This is a genomic window from Neolewinella persica DSM 23188, assembly GCF_000373105.1.
Lineage (GTDB): Bacteria > Bacteroidota > Bacteroidia > Chitinophagales > Saprospiraceae > Neolewinella > Neolewinella persica.
Window position 1 is genome coordinate 1 of the sequence record NZ_KB890438.1, and the last position, 15472, is coordinate 15472.

Annotated in this window: 13 protein-coding genes; 3 read left to right on the forward strand and 10 right to left on the reverse strand. The window is 50.0% G+C overall.

Annotated elements, in window-relative coordinates:
* Positions 1 to 286 precede the first annotated feature (286 nt).
* The 3 genes from B036_RS0116260 to accD all read right to left on the reverse strand — a co-directional run bounded on the left by B036_RS0116260 (position 287) and on the right by accD (position 2929).
* Entirely contained in the window at positions 287 to 940 is a 654-nt protein-coding gene (locus tag B036_RS0116260) for an FKBP-type peptidyl-prolyl cis-trans isomerase (RefSeq protein ID WP_020569789.1), read from the reverse strand.
* Positions 941 to 1065: 125 nt separating this feature from the next.
* Positions 1066 to 2079: a hypothetical protein gene (locus B036_RS0116265; RefSeq protein ID WP_020569790.1), complete on the reverse strand. Its 1014-nt coding sequence runs from the start codon at positions 2077 to 2079 to the stop codon at positions 1066 to 1068.
* The gene (gene accD, locus B036_RS0116270; RefSeq protein ID WP_020569791.1) at positions 2072 to 2929 is read right to left on the reverse strand and encodes an acetyl-CoA carboxylase, carboxyltransferase subunit beta; all 858 of its coding nucleotides are present in this window, start codon (positions 2927 to 2929) and stop codon (positions 2072 to 2074) included. The genes B036_RS0116265 and accD overlap by 8 nt, the downstream gene beginning before the upstream one ends.
* Before the next feature lie 394 nt (positions 2930 to 3323).
* Here accD and B036_RS0116275 point away from each other — a divergent pair, with 394 nt between their 5' ends.
* Positions 3324 to 4823 carry a GH3 family domain-containing protein gene (locus tag B036_RS0116275; protein ID WP_026232048.1) on the forward strand — a complete coding sequence of 500 codons (1500 nt, stop codon included), beginning with the start codon at positions 3324 to 3326 and terminating at the stop codon, positions 4821 to 4823.
* A gap of 168 nt (positions 4824 to 4991) precedes the next feature.
* Entirely contained in the window at positions 4992 to 5564 is a 573-nt protein-coding gene (locus tag B036_RS0116280) for a hypothetical protein (protein WP_020569794.1), read from the forward strand.
* 158 nt (positions 5565 to 5722) lie between these two features.
* Here B036_RS0116280 and B036_RS0116285 read toward each other — a convergent pair whose 3' ends face one another.
* From B036_RS0116285 to B036_RS0116305, 5 genes are read right to left on the reverse strand one after another with little or no spacing between them, the layout of a single operon-like run.
* Positions 5723 to 6430: an aromatic aminobenezylarsenical efflux permease ArsG family transporter gene (locus B036_RS0116285; RefSeq protein ID WP_020569795.1), complete on the reverse strand. Its 708-nt coding sequence runs from the start codon at positions 6428 to 6430 to the stop codon at positions 5723 to 5725.
* Positions 6431 to 6859 (reverse strand): nitrophenyl compound nitroreductase subunit ArsF family protein, encoded by a 429-nt coding sequence (locus B036_RS0116290; protein WP_020569796.1) that lies wholly within the window; start codon positions 6857 to 6859, stop codon positions 6431 to 6433.
* Between the two features lie 15 nt (positions 6860 to 6874).
* A complete protein-coding gene (locus B036_RS0116295; RefSeq protein WP_020569797.1) occupies positions 6875 to 7852 on the reverse strand; it encodes a permease in 978 nt (325 codons plus the stop codon).
* Between the two features lie 56 nt (positions 7853 to 7908).
* Positions 7909 to 8148 carry a thioredoxin family protein gene (locus B036_RS0116300; protein ID WP_026232049.1) on the reverse strand — a complete coding sequence of 80 codons (240 nt, stop codon included), beginning with the start codon at positions 8146 to 8148 and terminating at the stop codon, positions 7909 to 7911.
* A 56-nt stretch (positions 8149 to 8204) separates the two neighbouring features.
* Positions 8205 to 8495, reverse strand: a complete 291-nt coding sequence (locus tag B036_RS0116305; protein ID WP_020569799.1) for an ArsR/SmtB family transcription factor — start codon at positions 8493 to 8495, stop codon at positions 8205 to 8207.
* A 219-nt stretch (positions 8496 to 8714) separates the two neighbouring features.
* Here B036_RS0116305 and B036_RS0116310 point away from each other — a divergent pair, with 219 nt between their 5' ends.
* Entirely contained in the window at positions 8715 to 10772 is a 2058-nt protein-coding gene (locus tag B036_RS0116310; protein WP_020569800.1) for a TonB-dependent receptor plug domain-containing protein, read from the forward strand.
* 191 nt (positions 10773 to 10963) lie between these two features.
* Here B036_RS0116310 and B036_RS0116315 read toward each other — a convergent pair whose 3' ends face one another.
* Both B036_RS0116315 and B036_RS0116320 read right to left on the reverse strand, forming a co-directional pair.
* Positions 10964 to 12502 carry a long-chain-fatty-acid--CoA ligase gene (locus B036_RS0116315; protein WP_020569801.1) on the reverse strand — a complete coding sequence of 513 codons (1539 nt, stop codon included), beginning with the start codon at positions 12500 to 12502 and terminating at the stop codon, positions 10964 to 10966.
* 239 nt (positions 12503 to 12741) lie between these two features.
* Positions 12742 to 15255 carry a PEP/pyruvate-binding domain-containing protein gene (locus B036_RS0116320; RefSeq protein ID WP_026232050.1) on the reverse strand — a complete coding sequence of 838 codons (2514 nt, stop codon included), beginning with the start codon at positions 15253 to 15255 and terminating at the stop codon, positions 12742 to 12744.
* Positions 15256 to 15472: the final 217 nt, after the last annotated feature.

The window sequence follows — 15472 nt, forward strand, 5'->3', positions numbered from 1 at the left end:
CGCTCTAGTTGCAGGGTCGCTACGCTCCGGTTGCAGGAGTCGCTACGCTCTAGTTGCAGGGTCGCTACGCTCCGGTTGCAGGAGTCGCTACGCTCCAGTTGCAGCTGCCGTAGGAGGTAGCGCGTTTCGTGTGAATTATGGCGATCATTTTGGACGACCGTGCTGGAACACTTGCAACCCCTGCAGGATGAGCGCAGGGAATCCGACCAACAGAAACGGTCACCTCCCCAAAGGAAAGTGACCGTTTTCAATCAGGCAGCCGAAGTCGCCAAATGCGCTAAGCGCGTTACTTAACCTTGAAGAGTTCAACCTCAAAGATCAGTGCCGCGTATGGCGGGATCTTTGGAGCGGAGCCACGGGGACCGTAAGCCAGGTCGAAAGGAATGTAGAAGCGGTATTTGGCACCTGGCTTCATCAGCTGTACACCTTCGGTCCATCCCGGGATGACGCGGTTGAGGGGAAATTCGATCGTTTCGCCGCGGTCAACGGAGCTGTCGAATACCGTACCATCAAGGAGGGTGCCGTGGTAGTGTACTTCAACGGTCTCAGTAGCCGTTGGGCTGGTGCCTTCACCTTCCTTCAGTACTTCGTACTGGAGACCGGATTCGGTCACCATAACTTCTGCACGCTTGGCGTTATTGGCCAGGAAATCTTCGCCTTCCTGGCGGGCTTCAGCACCGGCGCTTTCCTGTTTTTTCATCATAAAGGCCTGAACCGTAGCATTAGCTTTTTGAGCGTCCATGGTAGCAGAGCCATCCTGGGCAGCGCGGAGGCCACGGGCCAGTTCTTCAACATCAAGTTTGCCAAACTGCTCGGTAAGGTTTTCGGACATCAGGATGCCGAGGGCGTAAAATGTAGAATCCATCTTAGTGGGGTTGTTTTGGGCCGAAAGTGGGCCGAAAGAAAGGCATAATACAATGCCAATGATAAACTGTTTCATTGTCGGGGGATTATTGTTGGATTGGGGAGGGGCGGAGCCGCTGTATTTGCGGGCTTCGCCTGCGGTCGGCGGTCCTTGCTGTTACAAGTTTTGCTTGCATCCTGCGGCCCCGCCAAACGATCTCATTAACGTGCTATTTTCTGAACGAAGTATCCGATACCTCCAAGAATCAGTAATATGACGCCCGCAAAGAAAAGCACAAAAGGGGTATCGGGGTTAAACCCTGCCACGGTTTCGGGGGGTAAAATGACCAATTCGTGATTAATCTGAATAAGTCCTGCACCCGCAACATCCCCATAAAGGCCAAGTACGAGCCCAATGGCTATCAGTGCGGTACCTAAGGGCATACCGAAGGCAAATAATCGGGTGATACCGTCCATTTTAGCAGCTTTCAGTACACTGGCAAGAATGGAGAGATGAAAAAACACGGTCAGTAAAATGACCGCCACCAGCACCAGGCGGAAGAGCTGGCTGGTCCAGAACCAGTAGTCGACCAGTTCAGGCCCACGCCAAGCCATAACGGCGAGTATAAAGCAGGAAAAAGTCAGGCCCGGACGCATCATCCTTACCCATTCGGTGTGGTAAATGGGGAGGAAGGTACGGAGGCCGGCAAAATAGAGTACGAAGAACCCGGCCAGCGCACCAGTAAATAGTGGCGCGGAAAGATTACCGTACAGGGCTATAGTACCGGTAAAGATGATGAGGTAGAGTACCGGAGTGAGTATTCGCGACTCCTTCAGACCGCGGCCATACAGTAGTAAAATGGTGACAATCAGCAAGAGCAAAGACAGATATTTGCCGGTATTGGTCGCATCCGCAAGTTCCAGGGCCCGCAGGCGAAAAGCACTGCCGGAGCTGCGCAGGTCAGCCCTGGCGGTACGCCAATTATCATAGGCAGAACGCCCCCCCTTATCGAGGTACGTATAAAAATCGAGTAGAGCCTCTGCATCTGCCTGCGCCGCAGGCAAGGTATCCGGATGTTCTTCGTAGTAGCGGCTGGTATTCAGGGTTGAACCATCCACCGTGGCCACGGGGGGAACCAGATTGGGGATCTGGCGATCAAGCCAGGAACCGAGCGCGTAACTGAGCACGTAAGCCAACAGGAGGCTACCTAGTATGCCGGCCAGACGATTAGGCACCTTGGCGAGCGGATTCGAAGAGGTAAAGTAAGTCGCCGATCTGTTCTTTCAGGTCTCCCCGGTCAATGATGAAATCCAGGAAACCATGTTCCAGTAGGAATTCTGAGGTCTGGAAGCCGTCGGGAAGTTCCTTTTTGATGGTTTCTTTGACGACTCGCGGGCCGGCAAAGGCGATGAGCGCTTCGGGTTCCGCCAGGTTGATGTCACCAAGCATGGCATAGCTGGCCGTAACTCCTCCGGTGGTGGGGTCGGTCATCAGACTGAAATACGGTACGCCTGCTTTGGCCAATTGGCTAAGCTTTACGCTGGTCTTGGCCATCTGCATCAGGCTGAAAGCGGCTTCCATCATACGGGCACCGCCCGTTTTGGAAATGATCAGCAGTGGGGTGCGGGATTTGCGGGCTTCATCGATGGCCACGGCAATTTTTTCACCGACTACGCTGCCCATGGAACCGCCGATAAAGCTAAAGTCCATACAGGCAACAATGATGGGCCGGCGGTTTACCTTTCCTCGGGCAACGCGGATCGCATCAGTCAGTCCGGTCTTTTTGCGGGCAGCTTTCAGGCGATCTTTATAACTTTTCAGGTCACTGAATTCAAGCATGTCAACGGCCTCCATCTTGGGGGCAAACTCTTCGAAATTGCCGTCGAAGAGCAGCTCAAAATACTCGTGTGAGCCTATACGCTCGTGGTAATTACAATTGGGGCATTTATAGAGATTCTCTCTGAGATCTTTCCGTAATACCGTCTCGCTGCATTGATTGCACTTATACCAAACGCCTTCTGGAGCTTCCTTTTTATTTCTAGTTGATGTCTGAATTCCACTGGTCAACCGCTTAAACCATCCCATAATCGTGATTTGTTCCGGGCAAAGGTAGGTAGATTGATTCGTTTCTGGGTATTTCGGTGGGAATTCGCTTCATGCACGTTGCGGGGTTCGCTTCGCTTACGTTGCAGGGGTTCGCTTTGCTCACGTTGCAAGGGTTCGCTTCGCTTACGTTGCAAGGGTTGCAGTTGTTGCAGGGGCTAAGCAGAGATATTGTACTGTAACTTCTGCAACAAGAGCGAAGCGACCCTGCAACAAGGAGCGCTAGCGCCACTGCAACAGGAGTGAAGCGAACGGAGGCGCATAGCGAGGGACGATTCGGGAAAAGTAAAACCACCAGCCTTTCGTACCTTGCCCCTGCTGCCAACACCAATAACCATTTTTTGGTTAGGACAATATGCTTAGAGTCGTCAACACCTTGTTTAGAACCTATATCGGTCGTTACCGAAAGGAGCTGGGTATGCACTACGATGATCCGCTGGAGTTGCAACGCCGTGTGCTGCATGATATACTTCGGGACAATCGAAATACGGACTTTGGCCTTGAGCACGACTTTCATTTGCTGCTAAAATCTCCGGATCAGTTTGCCGCGCGCGTTCCCGTTCGGACTTACGAAGAGCATCTTCCTTATCTTCAAAGGGTATTAAACAAAGAACCGGGGGTATTAACCGCTGAAGACCCCGATTGGATATCCACTACAAGCGGAACTACCGGGGCTACGAAGTACTTGCCCCTTTCGAACTATGCCATCAGTGAAATCCATCTGAAGGGGAGTTGGATGAGCCTGGCCTGCCTGTATGAAAAGGACCCCGAGGTACAGGTTTTTAGTTCTAAGAATCTATTGATCGGCGGAGCACTAAAGGGATTGCATCCTACAGCAGATTTGCCGCAGGGAGACATCAGTGCCATCATTATCCAGAACATCCCCCGGATCATGCGATCTTTCTACATTCCGGATGTGGACCTGGCTACTGCCGGCAACTACGAAGATAAAATCGAGCAGATCGCTCAGTTGGCGGCCCGGGAACCGGGCATCACCACCCTGGGCGGGGTACCCACCTGGAACCTGCCGTTGTACCGCCGTATTTTGGAAATACACGGCGGTGAAAATATGCTGGACGTCTGGCCGGATGCCCGGGTATTTAAGCACGGGGGCGTCAACTTTGCACCATATCGGGAGCAATTCAAGAAGCTGTTTCCCCGGGAAGATTTCATCTTCCAGGAAATATACAATGCCACCGAGGGCTTCTTTGGTGTTCAGGACCGGGACGAGTTGCGGACCTTACTGCTCTTGCTTAATGCCGGAGTTTATTATGAGTTTATCTCCTGGAAGGAGTTTCAGGAAGGCAAGTATGGTGGCGCCATACCGCTAGGGAAAGTTGTCACCAATGAGGTTTACGTAATGCTGATCACCACCGTGGCCGGTTTGTATCGTTATCCGATGGGTGATTTGATCGAATTCACGGAAACGGATCCTTTCCGGCTCAGGATTTTGGGTCGTACCCAGGAATACATTAATGCCTTTGGCGAAGATTTGCTGCGTTCGGAGGCTGAGGGGGCATTGCACGAAGCTTGTAAACAATCGGGCGCGCAGGTTCGTGACTTCACGGTGGCTCCCGTATACATCCAATTAAGCGGTGCCGGCTGGCATCATTGGGTCATTGAATTTGAAAAATCACCCTCCGATATGGAAGCTTTTAACCGGGTACTTGACGAACAGCTGATTGATGCTAACTACAACTATGCAGCTAAACGCAGTAATGACTTTGCCATTCGCCGGCACGAGCTGACGGTGGCCCCCGTCGGCTTTTTCCGCTCCTGGCTGAAGTCCAAGGGGAAAATGGGTGGGCAGCACAAAGTGCCGCGGTTAGCCAATCATCGGCGGTTTCTGGAGGATATTTTGGATCAATTAGGCTAGCTGTTCCCTGGCACTTGTGCCGGCATGCTTTTCCGCTGAGTATCGTACCGGCACAAGTGCCGGGGAATAAGTTTAACAGCGCACAATATTACATGCAATTTTAACCTAAATAAACCCATTGCCTGCCAGTCTTACCTTAATTTAGCGATTGTACTAAACTAACTCTCCATGTTCCCTATGCTCCGTGTCGCCCTCCGCATCCAGGATATGCTGATTCTACTGGCCATTGGCTGTGTATTGCTCGGTGCGATTTATCTGGTGGAACAACTTGGTAAGGAGTTGAAGAAAGGTAGTGTGGCAAAGACGAATTTTTCGCCATGGCAGGCGCCTCAGTTTTATTTTTTGTTGATGGCGACGATGATGGGTATGGCCGGCGTATTTACTTCCGCCGAAGAAATGCTGGACGTGCAACTAAATGATACCTTTTTCGTGATCTCCCTTAGTGTTATCGGGGTAGTCGCTGCGGTCTACCTGCTATTTGTTAGTATGGTGTATTTCCTGGCTCGCCGGTTATCCTTGTTAAAGTGGATGGCGGTTTTGCACCTTGCCTTGACGGTAACCGCCGGAATCTTGTTTTACTTGTATTATCCTAATCCTCCGGCTCCATCGGGTTACTTTGACCAGGCTTCACATGAAGTTTTTCGAACCCACAATGCAATTCCTGGACTATCCTGTTGGGTTGCCTCAGTGGCCCAAATCTTACTGCCGGTAAACCTCCTGATTAGTTGGTGGAGGAGATAGTAATTTCGGCCTCAAATTGATGAGCAATGATCGCGCTTTGCTGGTGGCAGCGCTAACGTTGGAAAGTCTTATTAAGATTGAAGTTAGAAGCATGATATGTAACGCTCTGGTGTTCCATGGTTACTATACCTGGGATAATAATGGTTTTTATTTTGGCTTCAAATCAGTCCAGCGAAAAGACAGATATAGTACAGCCCCACTAAAATGAACGCAGTACCGGCAATATATCGCATGTATTTTTCAACGATCCGTATTTTCTGGTAGACTCCACCTATACGATGCGCAGCAAAAGCCAAAAGGTAAGCGAATAAAATAACGGGTAAGCCCGTACCTATCGCAAAAACGAAAGGTAGGTATAAGCCCGACGAACTTGAAATAGTCATCGGTATCAGGACACCAAAATACAGCGCTCCGCTATATGGGCAAAATGCTAAGGCGAAGAGTATTCCCAGAAGAAATGAACCTAAGAGGCCTTTGTTCTTGAATTTTGCAGAGAAGCGTTCCTCAATGGATGATTTCCCTAAGAAATTCAGGCGAATGACATTTAGCATGACTAAGCCAATGACGATCAATAATGGTCCTAGAAACTTTTCTCCATTTTGGCTGAAAAAGCGTTGAATGTGGAATTTGCTTGCACCTAAATAAAGCACTAAGCCAATAACGGTGTAAGTAAAAGCTCGTCCAAGGGAATAAACGATTCCGCTTAACAGGACTTTTCGCTTACTGCTAATATTTTTTGAAATAAATGCAGTAGCGGTAATATTTGTTGCCAATGGGCAGGGACTTATGGCAGTCATAAGTCCCAGCACAAAGGCAGAAAGTAAAGGGAAATTGTATTCTTGAATTAAGGATTGTAAAAAATCCATTTAGAGTGTTTTTAGTTGGGCTTCAATCTTGGCTTTTAATTCGTTGGCGAATTCGTCGTCATAGGCCTTCATGAAAGCAAAATCTGTTAAATCGATGTGTTGCTCTTCACCATTTCTCACCACATTGATGAACAAGGCAGTTCCCGCTGCCTGGAAACGTTCAGCCATCTTGTAATTGGCTTCGTCGTCAATATTAACAACCCGAAAAGTTATGGTGCCAGCATCCATTTCCTTCTTGAAATCTGCTTGAAGCAGTTTATTGGTGCTGTCTTCTATTTTCAAGCAGGTCTGGCAACGGTGTGTCGTGTGGAAATCAATAATTTCTATTTTGCTGCCAGTTTCGGTCGTGGCAATCGGGCCGTCTTTATCCTGCGGCTGGCAAGACGTAAAGAGCAAGAAGGCAAATACGAATAGGTATGAAAACTTCATGGTTAATTTTTTTCGTTAAAGGATTATGTTGAAGATATATCCTGAAATAATGATGCATAGCGTCACTACTCCGAAGAATATACCGATGAGTTTTAGGCTCATTACTTTTTTGAGCAGCATTGCTTCCGGAATGGACAGGCCAACTACCCCCATCATAAAGGCAATGGCTGTGCCGAGTGGAATACCTTTACTTACCAATACCTGAACAACAGGTAGTATGCCCGAAGCATTAGAGTACATCGGGATAGCAAAAATGGTGACAATAGGCACAGCAAAAGGATTGTCTTCATTCATGTATTGTTCGAAAAATCCTGCGGGAATGTAACCGTGCATTAGGCCTCCAATAGCAATGCCAATGATGACATAAGGAATAACACCCTTTAGAATCTTCAACACTTCGGCCCAAATGATTGGAAGTCGTTGGAATAAGGGTGTTTGTTCTACTTCAAACGCTTCACTTTCCTTTTGCGAATTGGCTAATACATTTTTGACCCAGGGCGTTAAAAACCGTTCAAGCTTAAATTTTGAAAGAATAATTCCTGCTGTCATTCCTAAGAGCACTCCGCTTATTACATAAATGATGGTGGTTTTTATGCCAAAAAGCCCGATAAAAAGACCAATGGCTACTTCATTGACCAATGGTGAAGTAATCAAAAAAGAAAACGTAACTCCTAAAGGAATACCTCCTCTCACAAAGCCTATAAATAATGGTACTGAGGAACAGGAGCAAAATGGTGTAACTACGCCAAAGGCAGAAGCGATGAAATACTCAGCTCCGTAAAGCTTGTTGCGAGAGAGGAAGTTACGCACTTTTTCTACTGGGAAATAGCTGTTTACTATGCCCATGAAAAAGATAACAACAATAAGTAAAAGCAAAATTTTGATACTGTCATAAAAGAAGAAATTTAAAGCTTGCGCTAAATGTTCTTCCTCTGACAGAACGAACTGTTGGTACACTAACCAATCTGCAAATTGTTGGACCCAGTCAAACATAGTCTGAAATAGTTTTTGTTGCATCTGAAATAGCAGATGCTTTTAGCAGTTTATAATTACTGTTTTAGCAATTCCTTTAATTCAGTTACAGAAGGGACACGGCCCTTTATCTTAATTTCACCATTGATGACTACGGTAGGTGTCGACATAACGCTGTACTCCAATATTTTCATAATGTCCTCCACCTTTTCAATAGATACATCGTTCAGCCCAAGTTCTTCCACTGCCTTTTCTACCACAGCAGTGGTTTGTTTGCATTTTGGGCAACCTGTCCCAAGAATTTCTATAATCTTCATAATAATCATTTTGCTATCGTCAATCGCAAATAGACGATAAGATGGTGTAAAAAATATTAGTCAAAAAAGCCTGAAAAAAGTAATCTTGCCTTTTCCCAGTTTTCTTTATTAATGCAGTACTTGATCTTAGGAGCATCTATTTCTCCTTGAATCAGCCCTGCGTTCTTCAGTTCTTTCAAGTGTTGAGAAACGGTAGATTGAGCAATGGGCAATACTTCAACCAGGTCCCCCGTAAAGCAACAACTTTGAGTACTCAGCAGTCGTAAAATTTCAAGCCTCGTTGGATGTCCAAGAGCTTTGGCAAATTTTGCCATCTCCTCCTGACTGTTGGTTGATTTTTTTCGCATTGGGCGTGCTTTTATTTTGACCTCTCATAGTTCATCGCAAATTTACGATTGATTTTGTTGCTTACCAAGTTTTTCTTCTTTTGTGAAAGGAAATCAGGGGAAACAACGGAGACTTTAACTTTATCGAGGCACCGCAGGACTGCATAAAAGCACTTCTTTGTCCCTGCTCACCAGTTAATACACCAGCCCCTACCTTCGCTCTCCCCAATAAATCAATAAATGCGTAGCCTCTCCCTGCTCCTTTTTACCTTTCTCTGCACCTGCGTCCCCGCCCAAACGATCGCACAAACGGTGGATACGCTGATGGAATACACCGCCCCATCAGCCACCATAACCGCCTACGGAAATGAACCTGGAATCGGCACTGCTGCCCCAGTTGCCCTTCTACAACAAGAAGAACTAACCCGCTACGACAAATCCTCCTTACTAAGTGGCCTCAACCGTGTTCCTGGCGTAAGATTCGAAGAACGAGCCACGGCCAGCTACCGCATTGCTATCCGTGGGGCAAGCCTTCGGGCGCCCTTCGGTGTGCGTAATACCCAGGTGTACTGGAATGGGATACCATTCGGAGAGCCGGGAGGTGACGTGCCACTTAGTTTTCTTGATGCAGTTAACACCGACCGGGTCCAGATCATCAAGGGGCCATCTGGCGGTTTCTACGGCCCGGGAACGGCGGGAACGCTACTGATGAATACGGAGAGCATTCATCAGGAAGGTTTATTCAAGTTAGCTCCCCGCTACGCCAATGCCTCCATTACGACTGGCTCCTACGGTTTTCTGCGGGCCGACGCCACCATCCAGCGGACAAAAGAAGCAGGTACCTATAATCAATTCCGAATCGGCTACCAACGGACCGATGGCTACCGCGACCACAGCGGTATGGACCGGTTGACGTTACAGTATACATCGACTTTCCGGGGACAAAAAAGCGGTGCTAAAACCGCCCTTCACGCCCTGTACACCAAGCTTGATTACGAACTCCCCGGCGGCCTGAACCCCGAGCAGTACGCCGATAACCCACGCCAGGCGCGCCCCGGGAGTGCCGATAAGAATGCCTCGATCCACTACCATAATCTCCTGCTTGGGCTGACGGACGAGCGCTCTTTAGGAAGCTGGAAGCTGGAGTCAGCACTATATACCACCGGTTTTTACTTTGACCATCCCTTCAATTTCGATTACAAACGGGAAGCTAACCTGGGCGCTGGTGGTCGTTTCGCCCTCCGTCGCCTGCTGCGCGACGACCTGGCATTGGCGCTGGGCGTAGAGTCTCGCCTGCAGTATCGGAACGGTCAGAATTTTACCAACCCGGACGGGACCCGACCGGGAGACCTGAATTTCAGCGACGAAATATTCAGTCGGCAAGGGCTGGCCTTCGGCCAGCTTACCTACACCCCTGGCGCCTGGGATTTTCACCTGGGCCTGAGCAGCAGCCAACTCGATTATTCGGTAGACCGGACCTTTTCAGCAGAAGGAGTAACCGGTGAAACCGAATTTACCGCAAACCGGCCAGTTTCGGTACGCCTTGCCGCAGGTCGTACATTTGATTTCGGCTACCTGTACCTAAGTCGGACGGATGGCTTTAGTCCGCCGACCCTCGATGAGTTTCGGACGAATGAGGGTGGTCTCAATGTAGATCTTGACCCGGAGATCGGAACCAATTATGAGGTCGGTTTTAGCACGAGCGTCGCCGGTAAGTTCTTTCCTTCCATCAGCGTTTTTCACTTTGCCCTGGACGAAGCAATCACCAGCTTCAGTGATGATCGGGGGACCCAATTGTTCCGCAATGCCGGTAAAACCCGGCAACAAGGGATTGAACTTGCCGCTAGTTGGCGGGCGATTAGTACGACCGATAAGGCCATTGGCCTGAGCTTTTACACCAGTTATACCTATTACAATTTCACGTACCTGGAGCTGGAACGGGGAGGAACGGATTTTTCGGGCCAGGACATCCCGGGGGCGGTACCGCATACCTTAAATGTCGAGGTCGGTATTGACCTGAGAAACGGACTCCGGCTTGACCTTTTTCATAACTATACCGATGCGATTCCGCTGAATGATGCCAATGATGTTTTTGCCGATTCATTTCACCTGCTTCGGGCGAAACTGAGCTATCCCTTCAAGTCGTTCAACGTATTCGTAGCTGGCGCCAATTTGCTGGATCAACGAATGAGCTTCGGCAATGACCTCAACCCCCAGTTTGGGCGGCGATACTTTCAGCCGGCGCCTGGACGAAACTGGCAGGTGGGGATGAGTTGGACGGCGGCGCCAAAAAGATAGGTGGCCTCCGGGTGAGGAGCTACTGCTCCCAAAAGTAAAGGCTGTTTTGTTCGGAACAGGAGCCCTCATCAACCGCGTCTTTGGACTCTCTTAAACAGGCCCTCTGACGGCTCATTGCCCCATAGGCGCAGTCGCAATTTGAAATCGCGTACAACCCGATAACCCGACAACCCGATATCTTGACAACCCGACTACTTCCTCAACTCCTTCTTCAAAATCTTCCCCGTGGCGCTCATCGGTAACGCCGAGAGGAACTCAATAACTCGCGGGTATTTGTAGGCGGCGAGGCGCTCTTTAGTGAAGCTTTGCAGCTCGTCTGCACTACAGGTACAGCCGTCTTTAAGTACAACGCAGGCCTTGATGTCTTCTCCCATTTCGTCATCGGGAACACCAATGACGGCCACCAGGGAAACGGCTTCATGCTGGATCATTACTTCTTCCACCTCCCGGGGATAGACGTTTAGCCCACCGCGAATAATCATGTCCTTCGTCCGGTCCACAATAAAGAAATAACCGTCCTCGTCGCGGATGGCGACGTCGCCTGAGTGCATCCATCCGTTGCGGAGGGTGGAGGCGTTGGCCTCCGGGCGTTGGTAATAACCTTTCATGACGTTGTGGCCACGGTAGATGATTTCTCCTTTCTCGCCAACCGGAACTTCCTGGTCGTTTTCATCAACCACTTTCACTTCGACGCCCCAGACTGGTGTACCGACGCTTCCCGGTTTACGTTCCTGGTCCCGGTGATTGAAGGTCACCACCGGAGAACCTTCGGACATGCCATAGCCCTCTAGAATGGGCACATTAAATTTCTTTTCAAAGCCCCGGAGTACATTAACCGGCAAGGCTGCACCTCCAGAAACGGCAATTCTGAGATTGGCCGAAATGTCGCTTACATCGGGGTCCTCATGGTTCATCAGGCCCCAGTACATGGTGGGGACGCCAGCGAATACGGTTACCTGATGCTTGCGCATCAGACCGAGTACAGCGGCGGCATCAAAGCGGGGCAGTAATACGCTGGTGGCTCCCTGGTAAATGCCCGTGTTCATCAAACAAGTCATGGCAAAAATGTGGAACAGCGGCAAAACGATCAACTGGGTGTCGGTTGGTTTTGTACCAATAACTTTTTGGGAAACGACGGCATTGAGCAAGAGGTTAGCGTGGCTCAACTCAGCACCCTTCGGCCGGCCGGTAGTGCCGGAGGTGTAGATGATGACTGCCGTATCGTTTGGGCTGGTTTGGGTAGTTTTGGTCACTGGTGGCTGACCTGCCATCAGGCTGCCCAAGGTCGGAGCGCCGGATATAGTTGCTGCGGCAGCCGGATTTGCGGTGATTTCAAAGAAGTGCTTACAGGTGTGAACTTTACTGTATCCTGCGTGACCCATTTGGGCCATCGGCAGGTCAGGCGTACCGGTAAAACAGAGGTAAGCCTTTGCATCGGAGTCGTCGAGGTGGTATTCGATTTCGTCCTGCTTCAGCAGAACGCTTAATGGTACCACTACGCCACCAGCTTTAAGGATACCAAAATAGGCGATGGGGAAGTAGGGGAGGTTGAAGCAGCTGAGGGCAACTTTGTCGCCTGGTAGAATTCCTTTGTCCCGTAAGCCATTCGCCACCTGGTTCGCCGCACCGTTGACCTGAGCGTAGTTGAGTTGGGTGTCGCCAAAAATAAAGGCTGTTTTTTTAGGGTAGCGGGTAGCGGAATCCTCAATGAGGGTAGCAAGGTTGAGCATGTAATACGACTTGTAAAGTTGGGGAATAAGGTAGGCTTTTTTATTCAAAACACGTCAGATGAACTTTCCTGTTTTGCTCCTTCGTCGCGGACAGGAAAGGATTCGTCGGACGGGAAACCCTGCCGTCCGACAAATTATTTTGTTCTGGCGAAGCCGACCAAAAGATTGTCTGACGATTAAAGTTCTTTACCCTTCCTGACTTGATCCCATTTGGGACGGGGAAACACTCAACCAAACAATCAGCGAACTACCACCTTCCTGACCGTAAAGTAAACCTTATCGTAATAAACCAGCCGTAGTTGCACCAAATAGCTGCCTGCTGGCAGGTCTGCGACCGGAATATTGGTCTGATGGAAGCCCTCCGGTATTGTCCCGATATCCTGCTGCTTCAAGGTGCGCCCCAGCAAATCCATCACCGTAATATCGAGTGCTGCCGGGGTGATAGCGTAGAAGCTCAGGTTGACCTGATCCGAAGCGGGGTTCGGCCAAACCTTAATGTTTAGCCGTTCTATTTCTTCTTCGGTGGTGGCAGATCCGTCCTCCAGGAATCCGATCCATGGGCGGGCTTGCTTGATCACCAGCTGCCCGCTGCTATCGATTTTATACTCAATGTCCATCGAGAAGGTTGGATCATTGACCGCATCGTAGAGGAGGCCAAATTCGGCATGGATGACTTGCATGTAGCCCCGTAGTTCGTCAAGGTATTCCAGGGTAAGGACTTGTTGGTTTTGGGGAATCAGGTTGGATCGGCGGAGTATTTCGTAGGCCGTGGGCCCTGAACCGGTGTCGTTCAACAGGATTTCTTCGGGGATGGAAAGTGCATCGGGATTCGTTACCAGGTCTTCACCAATCTGTGTGTTAAGATAGTAGGTGCCGTTGGTGCCGTAAATGGGATCGGAGGTCACCCCTACACCATTGGCTTTTTCTTCCTTGAAGTTGGGGTGTACCAGCACACCCATCGCGGCCTCGAAATGGTCAACGCGGTAGAATTCCCGTTCAGAGTAAGCGCGAAAATTCCACATGCCGGCAAAAATTTCTTTCACGGTCTTACCAATATGACCCTCAGTTGTGTTGTGGGTTTTCGAATCGTAGAGGCCGGCACCACTGAAGCCAGGGAGGTCTTCATTATTAGTACTGGACCGGCATCGGATATTGGTGCCTTCGGGGAAGCTCTGCTGCATTGCCGTCAGAGCGTCGAACATCCAGGAGGGGAGGGGAGCATCTTCGATGTCGTCACGCAAATCATCTAACCGGTCATCCTGGATGGAGAAGTCAGATTGAAAGTCCGAATCCTCAAGCATGGTCCGAATCCGCGGATAAAAGTTATTGAACTTCATGAACTCGTCATAGAAGTAGAACGGGATGCCGAAACCATCGGGGATGGTGCCTTGTGGGAAACCGAAGTCCCGCATTACTGCCACGTTGCCGGTTTTGGCGCCGAAGGCGCCATGGCCCGCAAAGTCGATGTCGTCGAGCGGTGTGACCCCGGTAACGGAGAGGTCCCTGATGGGGGTTTGAGGCGAGTCGGGGCGAAGGTTCTCGTAGAAAGCGTCAACTTCCACCGGTGTGGCCAGCCGCAGCACGAAGGTGTCGGCTTTGACCTGGTAATAGACGAACTGATCGAGTAGCCCGGCGACCACAGGATTATCGAGGGCATCGCGAATGAATGCGTTAGGAACGTTGTTCTGCAAAGCCCTGAGGTTCACGTGGCTGAGCGGCGTTTGTACTACGGTGGTAATGATGCCTCCTACGCGGGGAAGATCGTTCGGGATGGTCTCGTACACTACAATGTCACGACCATCAGGCCGTTCTCCCGGGCTCATCAGGCGCAAGCGGCCATAACCTTCGGTTAGGTTCAATGGTAAGTAATCAATGCCTTCATACAGGTCTCCCTCCAACAAAACGGGAATACGGCTGGTGTCATATTGGTCTCTTTCTACGTTGTAGCGGGCGACGGCGCGCCGGTGCAGGGGGAGGTAGGAGAGATTGTTTTGCAGAAAGGGCAGGTTGGCGGCGAGCAATTCATACGTTTTAGCAATGATCTCGTAGGGGTAGTCGTCGAATTGCTGAAACTCAAAGGTGTACACCCCCGGCTCTCCGCTGGGAGCGGTTACTTCGGGGTGGTAGATGAGCAGCCCCCGCATATCTTCGAAAAAGCTGTTGCCATTCGCCTGAGTTGGAATACCGACGGCCCGGGCGAATTCTACGTGTGCTTCATGGTTAACGGTGTTCATGAAGTAAACTCGGATGGAATCAGCCTCGTCGTTATCGAGGATATAGAATTTTACGAACTCCAGGTCCTGCAGCCTGGGGTTTTCGTCTGCCTCTCCGGGCTGAAAGGCAAGGTCTACGAAGGTTTCACGGTCGTGGATGCAGGCCACGCCGTCAACGTAAGGAATGGGGACAACTGGGTTGAGTGCGCTCTGCTGTGGGAAGCCGGAGAGCTCCGTCAGATCGTCAATGCCGTCCAGGTCGAGATCTCCGGGTGTGGCACGAGGGTAGCTGCGAACTTCATAACTCTCCCGGGGCAGGGCGGCAACGGGCTCGGTGAGCACTGCTCTTTGGTCTTCGCTTTGCACCAGCGTCCGCGCCTGATCGTTAACATAAAGAACATAATAAAACAAGGGGTCATTCTCCACCTCTATCACGGGAGTACCCAAGGCGGAAACCTGATAGGATAAGATCGGCACAATCTCCTGGCAATAGACCGGCAGGGTAGCGAAAAACATCAAAAAGAGTAGAAATAGGCGCATAGGGCAAAGTTCGGGAAATTAGTTGGACCGGTACTTTCTTCCACCCGAAAACCAACCGTTAAATTCGACGGCAAGGAGACAGCCGCTTTGATTCCCACCATAGCACTGATGTAATACCTGATTGACGGGATGCAATTGATCAGGTTGGTGTTAAAGAGGTTTTTTACTAATATTAACACCCTTTAGCACGAGTTAAAACTTGTATTTCCGAAGAAAT

Coding starts and splice junctions, on each gene's coding strand:
- B036_RS0116305 (WP_020569799.1), bottom strand. CDS start 8,495: ATGCGAAAAAAATCAACCAACAGTCAGGAGGAGATGGCAAAATTTGCC.
- B036_RS0116300 (WP_026232049.1), bottom strand. CDS start 8,148: ATGAAGATTATAGAAATTCTTGGGACAGGTTGCCCAAAATGCAAACAA.
- B036_RS0116260 (WP_020569789.1), bottom strand. CDS start 940: ATGAAACAGTTTATCATTGGCATTGTATTATGCCTTTCTTTCGGCCCA.
- B036_RS0116320 (WP_026232050.1), bottom strand. CDS start 15,255: ATGCGCCTATTTCTACTCTTTTTGATGTTTTTCGCTACCCTGCCGGTC.
- B036_RS0116285 (WP_020569795.1), bottom strand. CDS start 6,430: ATGGATTTTTTACAATCCTTAATTCAAGAATACAATTTCCCTTTACTT.
- accD (WP_020569791.1), bottom strand. CDS start 2,929: ATGGGATGGTTTAAGCGGTTGACCAGTGGAATTCAGACATCAACTAGA.
- B036_RS0116310 (WP_020569800.1), top strand. CDS start 8,715: ATGCGTAGCCTCTCCCTGCTCCTTTTTACCTTTCTCTGCACCTGCGTC.
- B036_RS0116280 (WP_020569794.1), top strand. CDS start 4,992: ATGTTCCCTATGCTCCGTGTCGCCCTCCGCATCCAGGATATGCTGATT.
- B036_RS0116295 (WP_020569797.1), bottom strand. CDS start 7,852: ATGTTTGACTGGGTCCAACAATTTGCAGATTGGTTAGTGTACCAACAG.
- B036_RS0116290 (WP_020569796.1), bottom strand. CDS start 6,859: ATGAAGTTTTCATACCTATTCGTATTTGCCTTCTTGCTCTTTACGTCT.
- B036_RS0116315 (WP_020569801.1), bottom strand. CDS start 12,502: ATGCTCAACCTTGCTACCCTCATTGAGGATTCCGCTACCCGCTACCCT.